The following is a 12,392-nucleotide window of genomic DNA, read 5'->3' on the forward strand; positions in this document are numbered from 1 at the left end:
GGGCGCATACGCTCGCCTGCATGAGTGACACCGCCCCGCACCGCACCGCGCACCGCCCCCCGCTCCGCCTGAGCACCGTGATCCTGCCCTACCGCCGCTGGCACGAGGGCGCCCGTGACGCGTGGGTGCGCGCCGAGCAGCTCGGTTTCCACACCGCGTACACGTACGACCATCTGTCGTGGCGGGTGCCGTTCCGGGACGGGCCGTGGTTCGGCGCCGTGCCGACGCTGACCGCCGCCGCCTGCGCGACCGAGCGGCTGCGCCTGGGCACGCTTGTGACCTCGCCGAATTTCCGGCACCCGGTCACGCTCGCCAAGGAGCTGATCTCGCTCGACGACATCTCCGGCGGCCGGATCACCCTGGGCATCGGCGCCGGTGGCACCGGTTTCGACGCGACCGCGCTCGCCGCGAGCGGGCAGGAGCCGTGGACGCCGCGGGAGCGGGCGGACCGGTTCGCGGAGTTCGTGCCGCTGCTGGACCGGCTGCTGACCGAGGACGGCAAGGAGGGCGTCTCGTACGACGGCACCTTCTACTCCGCGGGCGCAGCGCAGAACATCCCGGGCTGTGTGCAGCGCCCCCGGCTGCCGTTCGCGGTGGCCGCGACGGGCCCGCGCGGGCTGCGGCTCGCGGCGCGGCACGGGCAGGCGTGGGTGACGACGGGCGACCCGAAGCTGTTCGCGGCGGGGACGCCCGAGCAGTCGGTTCAAGCCATTCGCGGGCAGATCGAGAAGCTGTCCGCCGCGTGTGCGGAGATCGGCCGGGACGCGGACGCCATGGACAAGGTGCTGCTGACCGGGTTCACGCCGGACCGGGGCCGCCCGCTGGAGTCCGTGGACGCGTTCGTGGACTTCGCCGGCACCCACCACGAGCTGGGCTTCACTGAGCTGGTGCTGCACTGGCCGATCCCCGGGACCGACTTCGCGGCCGACCAGAAGGTCTTCGAGTCGATCGCCACGGAGGCCCTCGCACAACTCGGCTGAAAACCGTTCCTCCACGCCCGGGACAGGCGGGTCGCCTGCGACAGAACCGCACTCATCTGCGCGACCCGCCGCACGCCCGTGCACGCATATGCGCGACCATGGGGCGGTGACCTCATCGACTCCCGGGCCCCGCACCGCGGCCCCCAGCGCGCCTCGGCTGATCGCCACGGATCTCGACGGCACTCTGCTGCACGACGACAAAACCGTTTCTCCACGTACGGTCGCCGCGCTCGCCGCCGCTGAGGAAGCGGGTCTTGAGGTGTTCTTCGTGACCGGCAGGCCGGCGCGCTGGATGGATGTGGTCAGCGCCCATGTGCACGGCCATGGCCTGGCCATCTGCGGTAACGGCGCGGCCGTCGTCGATCTCCACGAGGGCCCGGGCCGGTACCGGTTCGTCACGGTGCGCGAGCTGCCCGTACCGGACGCGCTGGAGGTCGTACGGGTGCTGCGCGAGGCGGCGCCCGGCACGGCGTTCGCCGTCGAGCGGACCGGCGGGCTGCACCACGAGCCGTCGTACCCGCCGCTGCACCTCGACCCGGGCGAGAGCGTCGCCCCCGCCGAGAAGCTGCTCGCCGAGCACCCGGACGGCGCGGACGTCGGTGAGCAGCCCGTGCTCAAGCTGCTGGCGTACCACCCGGAACTGGCCCCCGACGCGTTCCTGACGCTGGCCCGCGCTGCGGTCGGCCGGCGGGCGGCGATCACGCGCTCCAGCCCGAGCGCTCTGCTGGAGATCAGCGGCCGGGGCGTGTCCAAGGCGAGCACCCTGGAGATCGCCTGCCGCCAGCGCGGCATCTCGGCCGCCGAGGTCGTCGCCTTCGGGGACATGCCGAACGACCTGGAGATGCTGACCTGGGCGGGCACGTCGTACGCGATGGGCAACGCGCACCCGGACGTCCTCGCCGCCGCGACCGGGGTGACCGCGACGAACGAGGAGGACGGCGTCGCCGCCGTCATCGAGCGGATCCTCGCCGCCCGGTAGACCCCGCCGTATTTCCAGCCCTGCGGAAACGTCACTTCCGAGAGTCGGGCGCGCGTGCAGGGACCGTACGTGTCACTACGCGCGCGTGGATGGCCGTACGTGTCCCTACGCGCGCGTGCAGGGCGTACGCGCCACTACGCGCGCGCGTGCAGGCGTACGTGCCACTACGCGCGCGTGCCGGCGCTCAGAGCCGCACCCCGCGCTCCGCGAACCACCGGACCGGGTCGACCCCCGAGCCCAGATACGGCGTCAGCCGCACCTCGAAGTGGAGGTGCGGGCCCGTGGAGTTGCCGGTGGTGCCGGACTGGCCGACCCACTGCCCGGTGCGGACCTTCTCCCCCTGGTCGACGGCCGCGGCCGCCAGATGCGCGTACTGCGTGTAGTAGCCGCCCGGGTGCCGGACCAGGACCTCGATGCCGAACGCGCCGCCGCACGACACGCTCGCCACGCGCCCAGCGCCGGCCGCCCGTACGGGGGTGCCGATGCCGACCGCGAAGTCCTGCCCGGTGTGCCGGTGGGCCCAGTGCGCCCCGGCGCTGTCGAAGCCGGCGGACAGGGTGTAGTGCTCGACGGGCGGCACCCACGCGCGCGTAGGGCGATATTTCGGCTGGCGCAGCCGTACCGCTCCTCGGCAGCGGCCCGCGGCGACCGAGCGGTCCGCCTGGCCCTGGAGGGTGCCCTGCGCGCGTTCCAGCTTGCTCTGGATGCCCGCCTTCAGGGCCGCCAGGGACGCCGTGCGTGACTCCAGGGAGCGCCATGCGGCCCGCGCCCTGCTCTGCCCGACGGCGAGCCTCGCCTCGGCGCGGCGGCTCTTGTCGACGGCGTTGTTCAGCGCCAGGTCCGCCTGCCACACGGCCCGCTGACCGTGCATCATCTCCTCCGGGTCCGCGGCGAGCAGCATCTGCGCGGTGAAGGGGAGGTCGCCGCCGCTGCGGTACTGGGCGCGGGCGATCCGGCCGAGGTCGTTGTGCAGGGCGAGGCTCGCGCGGCGCTCGCGGTCGAGCAGGCGCCGCATCCGCAGGGCGGTCGCGCGCTGCGCGGTGGCGGCCCTGCGGCCCGCCTCGTAGCGCTGGGTCGCCGCCGACGCCTCCTCGTACAGCCGGGCCACCTCGGCGCTCGGCTCCGCCGCCTTCTCCTCCGCCGCCTTTTCCTCCGCTCCGTTGTCCTCCGCCGCCTCAGCGGCGTCGGCGCGCGCGATGTACGTGCGCGCGGGCGCGTCGGCGGCCGGGTTCGCGGCGGCGGGCGGTCCGGCGGGGGCGGCCAGCGCGCACAGCAGTACGGCGACGAGGAGGCAGCCGCGCGGGGCGCGAAGGCCGTGGGTCGCCGGGGCCCGGCGGGGGCGTGGACGCATGACTGGCATGCTTGCCCGGCCCGGGCCGTGCCCTCCTGCCGGACTCGTGCGCCCGGGGGAACACGTGCCCCGCACGGCGCAGGGACGTACGGCCGTTCCGGGGACGGGCGGTTCGCGGGCGCGGACGGTTCCGGGGACGGCGCCCCCGGGGACGGACTCAGGCGGTCCAGGGCCTCCCCCGGAGCCGACCCACCCCACACGCCCGCCCAGCAGGCCGCAGCACCTAGTAAGGCGCCTGCCACACCACCGTCGTGCCGCCCCCGTCCTCGCCGAGGCCCGCGCCGTACCAACTGTCGCCGCCCAGGGACTCCGCGCGGCGCTTGAGGTTCTTCAGGCCGCTGCGCCGGCCGCCCTCGGGGATGCCGACGCCGTCGTCCGCGACCGACAGGCGTACGCCCTGGCGCCCGTCGGGCAGCAGCACGGTCGCGTCCACGACGACCTCGATCCTGGTCGCCTCGGCATGCCGGAACGCGTTGGAGAGGGCCTCGCGCAGCGCGGCGATGAGGTTCTTGCCGGTGAGTTCGCCGACGACCGTGTCGACCGGGCCGAGGAAGCGGTGCGAGGGCTTGAAGCCGAGCGGGACGGCGGCCATGTTGATCTCGCGCAGCACGCGTGTGCGCAGCCCCGATGGCGCCTCGGCCGGCCCCTGCTGGAGGGCGAAGATCGCCGTGCGGATCTCCTGGATGGTGACATCCAGCTCGTCGACGGACTTGCCGATGCCGGCCTGCACCTCGGGCACCACCGACCGGCGCTGGGCGCTCTCCAGCATCATGCCCGTGGCGAACAGCCGCTGGATGACGAGATCGTGCAGGTCGCGGGCGATGCGGTCGCGGTCCTCGAAGACGGCGAGCCGTTCCCGGTCGCGCTGCGCCTCGGCCATCATCAGCGCGAGCGCGGCCTGCGAGGCGAACTGGGCGGCGAGCGTGCGCTCCGCCTCGCTGAACGGGCGCGCGCCACGCGCGCGTGGCGTCACGAGCGTGCCGAGCACCCGTCCGTCGCTCTGCAACGGCAGCAGCATGACGGGCCCGTAGTCGCTCGCCAGGTCCGTCATCATGCGCGGGTCGGAGGCCGCGTCGTCGACGAAGACCGCGTCACCGCCGAGGAGTTCGGAGACGATCTCGCTCTCCGGCGGCACGATCACACCGAGCGCGGGCAGGGGCTTCTCGGAGGCGACGGCGACGATCTCCATGCCGCCGTCGTCGGCGGGCAGCAGCACTATGCCGGCCGACGACTCCGAGAGCTGGCGGGCCTGTTCGGCGACGACCTGGAGGGCGTCCTCGGCGTCCCCGCCGGACAGCAGGGCGGTGGTCACGGCCACGGAACCGTCGATCCAGCGCTCGCGCTGCTTGGCCGCCTCGTACAGCCGCGCGTTGCCGATGGCGATGCCGGCCTCGGTGGCGAGGACGCGGACCATGTTGAGGTCGTAGTCGTTGAACTCCCCGCCGCCGTTCTTCTCCGTCAGGTAGAGATTGCCGAAGATCTCGCCCTGGACGCGGATCGGGACGCCGAGGAAGGTCCGCATCGGCGGGTGGTGCGCCGGGAAGCCGCAAGAGCGCGGGTCGTCGGCGAGGTTGGCGAGGCGCATCGGCTCGGGGTCGTGGATGAGCGCGCCGAGCAGTCCACGGTGGCCGTCGGGCAGGTGGCCGATACGGCGGGCGGTGACGTCGTCGATGCCGTAGTAGACGAAGTCGGAGAGCCCGTCGCGATCCTCCGAGACGACACCGATGGCCGCGTACTTGGCGTCGGCCAGTTCGGCGGCCGTCTCGCAGATGCGGTCGAGCGTGGAGTGCAGCTCCAGACCGGTGCCGACGGACCGCATCGCCTCCAGGAGCTGCGGCACCCGCGCGGTCAGCTCCGTGGACAGCCCCTGAAGGCTGCGGGTGGCCTGGGTCGCCGCCTCCACGGGGTCCGTGGACGGCGCGGCGGACGCCGGGGCCTGCGGGGACGTCGAGGGCGTCGAGGACTCCGGCGAGGAGGCGGGGCGGTGGTCCGAGGGAGCTGGCATGTCTTTGAGCCTAATTAGTCCGATTTAGCGGCGAAAGTCGACAAGTACGACGAGACCCGGCGGCCGCCCCGACAGCGGGCACCCCCACGCCCCGCCGCCGAGCAGCGGGCAGCCCACGCCCCCGCCCTGGAGCACCGCACACCCCCAGCCCCCGCCGCAGAGCAGCACCGGACATCCTCACGCCCCCGCCCCGGCCGTCATCGCGGCCCCGGCGCCCACGGGCACGGCCGCGACGCCCCGCCCTGCCGCCTCCTCGCGCTCCCGCAGCGCGCGCAGCGGCCCGTCCACGGCGGCCAGCTCCGCGTACGGCCCGCGCTGCGCCACGCGGCCCTCGTCGAGGACGAGGACCTCGTCGACGGCGTCGAGACCGGCGAGCCGGTGCGTGATGAGGACGGTGGTGCGCCCGCGCGTCACGTCGAGCAGGTCCGCCGTCAGCGCGTCCGCCGTCTCCAGGTCGAGGTGTTCGGCGGGCTCGTCCAGGACGAGGACGGGGAAGTCGGCGAGGAGCGCGCGGGCCAGCGCGAGCCGCTGCCGCTGCCCGCCGGACAGCCTTGCCGCGTGTTCGCCGACGAGCGTGTCGAGCCCGTCGGGCAGCGCGTCCGCCCACTCCAGGAGCCGTACGCGGGCCAGGACCGCCCGCAGTTCGGCCTCGTCGGCGTCCTTCTTGGCGAGCAGCAGATTCTCCCGCACGGTGCTGTCGAAGAGGTGCGCGTCCTGAGCGCAGAGCCCGACCAGGCGGCGTACGGCGTCGCCGTCGAGGGTGTTCGCCTCGGTTCCAGCCAGCGTGTAGGTGCCGGCGTTCGCGTCGAGGAACCGCAGCAGCACCTGCGCGAGCGTCGTCTTGCCCGAGCCGGACGGCCCGACGACGGCGATCCTGCGCCCGCGCTCCAGCGTGAGGTCCACGCCCGCGAGCGCGTCCCGCGCCTGGCCCTCGTAGCGGGCGGTGAGCCCGCGCAGCTCCAGCGGGAACGGCTCCTCGGGCGCCCGCGCGGGCCGCTCCGGCTCGCGTACGGGGTCGGGGGCGTCGAGTACGTCGTGGACGCGCTCGGCGCTCTTGCGGACGCGCTGGCGGTACTGGACGGCCAGCGGCAGCCCGAGGACGGCCTCGAACGCGGCGAGCGGAGTCAGCACGACGACGGCGAGGGTGACCCCGTCGAGCTGCCCGGAGCGTACGCCCTCGACGCCGACGAGCGCCGCCCCCGCCACGGTCAGACCGGTGATCAGGGCGCTGAGCCCGTCGCCGAGCGCGGTCGCGGTGGCCGCCCGCGAGGCGATCCGGGTCAGTGTCGTGTCGGCGTCCCGTGCCTGCCGCGTGCGGCGCGGCAGGGCGCCGGCGACGGTCAGTTCGGCGGTGCCGGTGAGCAGTTCCGCGACCCGCGTGGCGAGCACTCCGCGCGCGGGCGCGAGGCGGCGTTCGGCGCGGCGGGCGACGGCGCCGGACAGCAGCGGCACGCCGACCCCGGCGAGCAGCAGCCCGGCGGCGAGCACGGCACCAGCGGCGGGCAGCAGCCACGCGGTGAACGCCACGGACCCCGCGCCGACCAGTGCCGCGACGGAGGCGGGCAGCAGCCAGCGCAGCCAGTAGTCCTGGAGAGCGTCCACGTCCGCGACGAGCCGGGACAGCAGGTCGCCTCGGCGCGTCGTCCGCAGTCCGGCGGGCGCGAGCCGCTCCAGGCGCCGGTAGACGGCGACCCGGGTGTCGGCCAGCATCCGCAGCACGGCGTCGTGCGAGACGAGCCGCTCGGCGTACCGGAAGCAGGCCCGGCCGATGCCGAACGCGCGCGTGGCCGTCACCGCGACCATCAGGTAGAGCACGGGCGGCTGCTGCGAGGCGCGCGAGATCAGCCAGCCGGAGGTGGCCATCAGGCCGACGGCACTGCCGAGAGCCAGCGCGCCGAGCAGCAGCGCCAGCGCGAGCCGCGAGCGGCGCGGCCGGGCAGCGGCCCGCAGACGCGCGAGCGCGGAGCCCCGGTGCCGGGGTTCGGGCGCGGCGCCGGCGGCGGCCTCCTCGACGGCCTCGGCCGGGGTCGGCGCGGGCGCGGCGTCGCCGTTCGACAGGGCGCCCGAGGCGGGGGAGACGGCCGGGCGGGCGGTGTCGGCGGTGGCGGCGGAGCTGAGGCGTACGACACGGTCGGCGACGGCCAGCAGGGCCGGGCGGTGCACGACGAGCAGCACGGTCCGGCCCACGGCGAGCCGCCGCACGGCCTCGACGATGCCCGCCTCGGTCTCGCCGTCGAGCGCGGCGGTCGGCTCGTCGAGCAGGACGACGGGCCGGTCGGCGAGGAACGCGCGGGCCAGCGCGAGCCGCTGCCGCTGCCCCGCCGAGAGCCCGGCGCCGTCCTCACCGAGCCGGGTGTGGACGCCGTCGGGCAGCGCGTCGACGAACTCCAGGGCACCGGCCTCGCCCAGCGCCTCCCGTACGGCGGTGTCGTGCGCGTCGGGCCGGGCGAGCCGGACGTTGTCCGCGATCGACCCGGCGTACAACTGCGGGCGCTGCGGGACCCACGCCACGCGCGCGTGCCACTGCGGACGGGACAGCTCCGCGAGGTCGGCGCCGCCGACGAGGACCCGCCCGGCGCTGGGGGCCGTGAAGCCGAGCAGGGCGCTCAGGAGCGTCGACTTGCCGGCGCCGCTCGGCCCGACCAGCGCGACGGTCTCACCCTCGGCCACGTCGAAGGTGACGTCGTGGACGGCGTCCTCGGTGCGGCCCTCGTAGCGGACGGTGACGCCGTCGAAGGCGATGCCGCCGCCGGCCGGGACCTCGCCGGTGCCGGAGGCGGGCAGCGGCGTCTCCAGGACCTCGAAGATCTCCTCGGCGGCGGCCAGCCCCTCGGCGGCCGCGTGGTACTGGGCGCCGACCTGGCGCAGCGGCAGATACGCCTCGGGCGCGAGGACGAGGATGACGAGACCCACGTAGAGGTCCATCTCGCCGTGCACGAGCCGCATGCCGATGGTGACGGCGACCAGCGCGACGGAGAGCGTGGCCAGCAGCTCAAGCGCGAACGAGGAGAGGAAGGCGATCCGCAGGGTGCGCATGGTGGCCCTGCGGTACTCACCGGTGATCTTGCGGATGGACTCGGCCTGCGCCTTGGCCCGGCCGAACACCTTGAGCGTGGGCAGACCCGCGACGACGTCCAGGAAGTGCCCGGACAGCCGGGACAGCAGCCGCCACTGCCGGTCCATCTGCGACTGGGTGGCCCAGCCGATGAGGATCATGAAGACGGGGATGAGGGGCAGCGTGCCGACGATGATCGCCGCCGACACCCAGTCCTCAGTGACGACGCGGGCCAGCACCGCCACCGGGACCACCACCGCGAGCCCCAACTGCGGCAGATAGCGCGAGAAGTAGTCGTCCAGCGCGTCCACCCCGCGCGTCGCCAGCGCCACCAGCGAACCGGTGCGCTGCCCGCTGAGCCAGCCCGGCCCGAGCTGCGCGGCCCGCTCCAGGAGCCGTCCGCGCAGTTGGGCCTTGACGGCGGCGCTGGCCCGGTGCGCCGCCAGTTCGGTCAGCCACGCGACGAGCGCCCGCCCGCCCGCGACCAGGGCGAGCAGCACCAGCGGGCGCCGCAGGTCGGCCACGTCGAGGCCGTGCTGGAAGGCTCCCACCACGATCTCGGCGATGAGCATCGCCTGCGCGATGACCAGCCCCGCCCCGACGGCGCCGAGGACGACCACCGCGATCAGGAAGACGCGGGTGGCCCGGGCGTGACGGAGCAGTCGCGGGTCGATCGGTTTCACGTGAAACACACCCTCACGTAGACGGGGCGGGACTCACCGGGCGTGTTTCACGTGAAACACGCCCGTGGGCGGAGGCGGACTCAGTGGGCGGCGTCGGCGATGTGGTGCGTGCCGATGCGCTTGCGGAACACCCAGTAGGTCCACGACTGGTAGAGCAGGACGATCGGCGTAGCGATCCCCGCGCACCACGTCATGATCTTCAAGGTGTACGGGCTCGACGAGGCGTTGGACACGGTGAGGTTCCACGCCGGGTTGAGCGAGGACGGCATGACGTTCGGGAAGAGCGTCAGGAAGAGCATGGCGACGGCCGCCGCGATGGTCACGCCGGACAGCGCGAACGACCATCCCTCGCGCCCGGCCTTGATGGTGGCGAGCGCCCCGAGGAGCGCGACCACGGCCACGATCATCGCCACGAGCGAACTGGTGTCGCCCTTGTCGGCCTGCGTCCAGATCAGGAACCCGAGCGCCAGCACGGCGGTCACCAGACCCAGCCCGAGCGCGAGCTTGCGGGCCCGCATCCGGATGTCGCCCACCGTCTTGAGCGCGGTGAAGACCGTGCCGTGGAAGGTGAACAGCGTCAGGGTGACCAGGCCGCCCAGGATCGCGTACGGGTTGAGCAGGTCCCAGAAGTTGCCGACGTACTCGAAATTCTTGTCGATCTTGACGCCGCGCACGATGTTGCCGAAGGCCACACCCCACAGCAGCGCCGGGATCAGCGAGGTCCAGAAGATCGCGTGTTCCCAGTTGGTCTGCCACTTGTCCTCGGGCCGCTTCGCCCGGTACTCGAAGGCCACACCGCGCACGATGAGGCAGACCAGGATGATCAGCAGCGGCAGGTAGAACCCGGAGAACAGCGTGGCGTACCACTCGGGGAAGGCGGCGAAGGTCGCGCCGCCGGCCGTCAGCAGCCACACCTCGTTGCCGTCCCAGACCGGGCCGATCGTGTTGATCAGGACCCGGCGTTCCGTGCGGTCACGGGCGAGCAGCTTCGTGAGGACGCCGACCCCGAAGTCGAACCCCTCCAGGAAGAAGTAGCCGATCCACAGGACCGCGATGAGCACGAACCAGACGTCGTGAAGTTCCATGACTTGATCGCTCCCTGGGCCTCAGTACGAGAAGGCCATCTGCTTGTCGGCGTCCCGGTCTCCGCCGATCTTGGTGGGCGGGTTGAGGTCGTCCTCGGTCAGCTCGGGCGGGCCCGCCTTGACGTACTTCACGAGGAGCTTGACCTCGATGACGGCGAGCACGGCGTAGAGCAGGGTGAAGACGATCATCGACGTGAGGACCTCGCCCTGCGAGACACCGGGGGAGACCGCGTCCCGGGTGCGCAGGACGCCGTAGACGACCCACGGCTGGCGGCCCATCTCGGTGAAGATCCAGCCCCAGGAGTTGGCGATCAGCGGGAAGCCGAGCGTCCACAGCGCCGCGATCCAGTACAGCTTGGTGAACTTCGGGCTGAGCGCCTTGTTCTTGAACAGGACGAGGTTCGGTGCCTCGTCCTCACCCACCCGCAGATGCTGGGGCAGCATGAACTTCTTGCGGGTGAGCCACAGTCCGAGGATGCCGAGCGCGAAGGACGCCATCCCGAAGCCGATCATCCAGCGGAACGCCCAGAAGGTGACGGGGATGATCGGGCGGTAGTCGCCGGGCCCGTACTTCTGCTGCTCGGCCTTGTTGGTGTCGTTGATGCCGGGGACGTACGAGTGGAAGTTGTCGTCGGCGAGGAAGGACAGTATCCCGGGGATCGACAGCTCGACGGAGTTGTGACCCTTGCTGACGTCGCCGTACGCGAAGACGGAGAACGGCGCGGAGTTCTGGCCGTCCCACAGGGCCTCGGCGGCGGCCATCTTCATGGGCTGCTGCTTGAACATCACCTTGCCGAGCTGGTCGCCGCTGATCGCGGTGAGCAGGCCGGCGATGACGACGGTGACCAGGCCGAGCCGCAGCGAGGTCTTCATCGTGACGATGTGCTTCTTGCGGGCCAGGTGGAAGGCCGCGATGCCGACCATGAACGCGCCACCGGTCAAAAACGACGCGGTCAGCGTGTGGAACGCCTGGGTGAGCGCGGTGTTCTGGGTCAGGACGTGCCAGAAGTCGGTCAGCTCGGCGCGTCCGGCCTGCTTGTTGATCCGGTAGCCGACCGGGTGCTGCATCCAGGAGTTGGCCGCCAGGATGAAGTACGCGGACAGGATCGTGCCGATGGACACCATCCACATACAGGCCAGATGGATCTTCTTCGGCAGCTTGTCCCAGCCGAAGATCCACAGCCCGATGAAGGTGGACTCGAAGAAGAAGGCGATCAGTGCCTCGAACGCCAGCGGGGCGCCGAAGATGTCACCGACGAAGCGGGAGTAGTCCGACCAGTTCATGCCGAACTGGAACTCCTGCACGATGCCGGTGACGACACCCATCGCGATATTGATCAGGAAGAGCTTTCCCCAGAACTTGGTCGCCCTGAGGTACTTCTCCTTCTCCGTCCGCACCCAGGCGGTCTGCAACCCGGCGACGAGAGCCGAGAGCGAGATCGTCAGAGGGACGAACAGGAAGTGGTAGACGGTCGTGATGCCGAACTGCCATCGCGCCAATGTCTCCGGCGCCAGAGCCAGGTCCACTGCGTCTCTCCTTACATCGCCGTGGTCACAGCGGCAGTTTGCCCCTTTAATCCCACAAATCCCGGGAGGAACCGGGACACGCTTGTGAACGCGTTCACATTCACAAGCATTATGTCGTACTGGTTGTCGGCATCTGCAGGGGGGTCCCCTTTCTGGGAGGAACGCCACAGCCGCCCGGTCCGGGTGCTGGAATGGGGGTTCCGGGGAACTTCAACATCTTGTTGAATGCGCCGCATGCAGCCGACACCCGAACAGTCACGGACCCGCATCCGCTTCGTCTGGCCGGCCGGCCACGCCACGGCGGCGGTCGAGGACACCCCGACCGCCCGGGCCCTGCTCGCGGTGCTCCCGCTCTCCGCGACGGCGCAGACCTGGGGCGAGGAGGTCTACTTCGACACCGGCGTCCGCGTCCCGCGCGAGGGCGGCGCCCGCCAGGTCGTCGAGCCCGGCACGGTCGCTTTCTGGACGGACGGCGACGCGCTCGCCCTCCCCTTCGGCCCGACGCCGATCTCCCGAGACACGGAATGCCGCCTGGCGAGCCCCTGCAACCTGCTCGGCACGCTGGACCAGGACCCGCGCACGCTGGCCTCGGTCCGCGCCGGCGACCCGATCCGGGTGGAACTGGCCTGACAAGTGCGCGGGGCCCGGGGCACGAGGCAGGACTCCCCGCCCCCGCGCCGCAGGCCCCGTACCGCAGGCCCCCGTGCCATAGGCCCCGCGCCGCAGG

General features: G+C 72.5%; 8 protein-coding genes. 3 read left to right on the plus strand and 5 right to left on the minus strand.

All coding sequences use genetic code 11. The features are described from left to right. The first annotated feature begins 20 nt into the window (after positions 1 to 20). Both ACZ7LY_RS10000 and ACZ7LY_RS10005 read left to right on the plus strand, forming a co-directional pair. Entirely contained in the window at positions 21 to 980 is a 960-nt protein-coding gene (locus ACZ7LY_RS10000) for an LLM class flavin-dependent oxidoreductase (RefSeq protein ID WP_471624030.1), read from the plus strand. Between the two features lie 88 nt (positions 981 to 1,068). Then, positions 1,069 to 1,959 (plus strand): HAD family hydrolase, encoded by an 891-nt coding sequence (locus tag ACZ7LY_RS10005; RefSeq protein WP_471624031.1) that lies wholly within the window; start codon positions 1,069 to 1,071, stop codon positions 1,957 to 1,959. 184 nt (positions 1,960 to 2,143) lie between these two features. On the opposite strand, the gene ACZ7LY_RS10010 is transcribed toward ACZ7LY_RS10005, so the two are convergent. The 5 genes from ACZ7LY_RS10010 to ACZ7LY_RS10030 all read right to left on the minus strand — a co-directional run bounded on the left by ACZ7LY_RS10010 (position 2,144) and on the right by ACZ7LY_RS10030 (position 11,665). Continuing rightward, on the minus strand, positions 2,144 to 3,310 hold the full coding sequence (locus ACZ7LY_RS10010) for a M23 family metallopeptidase (protein ID WP_471624032.1): 1,167 nt from the start codon (positions 3,308 to 3,310) through the stop codon (positions 2,144 to 2,146). A gap of 223 nt (positions 3,311 to 3,533) precedes the next feature. Next, complete coding sequence (locus ACZ7LY_RS10015) at positions 3,534 to 5,315, minus strand: GAF domain-containing sensor histidine kinase (protein ID WP_471624033.1); 1,782 nt, start codon at positions 5,313 to 5,315, stop codon at positions 3,534 to 3,536. 177 nt (positions 5,316 to 5,492) lie between these two features. Next, positions 5,493 to 9,053, minus strand: coding sequence for a thiol reductant ABC exporter subunit CydD (gene cydD, locus ACZ7LY_RS10020; RefSeq protein ID WP_471624034.1), 3,561 nt, complete (start codon positions 9,051 to 9,053; stop codon positions 5,493 to 5,495). Between the two features lie 80 nt (positions 9,054 to 9,133). Next, positions 9,134 to 10,138 carry a cytochrome d ubiquinol oxidase subunit II gene (gene cydB, locus ACZ7LY_RS10025; RefSeq protein ID WP_471624035.1) on the minus strand — a complete coding sequence of 335 codons (1,005 nt, stop codon included), beginning with the start codon at positions 10,136 to 10,138 and terminating at the stop codon, positions 9,134 to 9,136. Positions 10,139 to 10,159: 21 nt separating this feature from the next. Further along, entirely contained in the window at positions 10,160 to 11,665 is a 1,506-nt protein-coding gene (locus ACZ7LY_RS10030; protein ID WP_471624036.1) for a cytochrome ubiquinol oxidase subunit I, read from the minus strand. A gap of 234 nt (positions 11,666 to 11,899) precedes the next feature. Here ACZ7LY_RS10030 and ACZ7LY_RS10035 point away from each other — a divergent pair, with 234 nt between their 5' ends. Next, complete coding sequence (locus ACZ7LY_RS10035) at positions 11,900 to 12,295, plus strand: cyclophilin-like fold protein (RefSeq protein ID WP_471624037.1); 396 nt, start codon at positions 11,900 to 11,902, stop codon at positions 12,293 to 12,295. The last annotated feature ends 97 nt before the right edge of the window (positions 12,296 to 12,392 follow it).

The sequence above is a fragment of the Streptomyces sp. NPDC107550 genome (assembly GCF_055639095.1).

Bases quoted from the DNA above. Each gene is read 5' to 3' on its own strand.
- ACZ7LY_RS10000 (WP_471624030.1), top strand. From the start codon at position 21: ATGAGTGACACCGCCCCGCACCGCACCGCGCACCGCCCCCCGCTCCGC.
- ACZ7LY_RS10005 (WP_471624031.1), top strand. From the start codon at position 1,069: ATGCGCGACCATGGGGCGGTGACCTCATCGACTCCCGGGCCCCGCACC.
- ACZ7LY_RS10035 (WP_471624037.1), top strand. From the start codon at position 11,900: ATGCAGCCGACACCCGAACAGTCACGGACCCGCATCCGCTTCGTCTGG.
- ACZ7LY_RS10010 (WP_471624032.1), bottom strand. From the start codon at position 3,310: ATGCGTCCACGCCCCCGCCGGGCCCCGGCGACCCACGGCCTTCGCGCC.
- ACZ7LY_RS10015 (WP_471624033.1), bottom strand. From the start codon at position 5,315: ATGCCAGCTCCCTCGGACCACCGCCCCGCCTCCTCGCCGGAGTCCTCG.
- cydB (WP_471624035.1), bottom strand. From the start codon at position 10,138: ATGGAACTTCACGACGTCTGGTTCGTGCTCATCGCGGTCCTGTGGATC.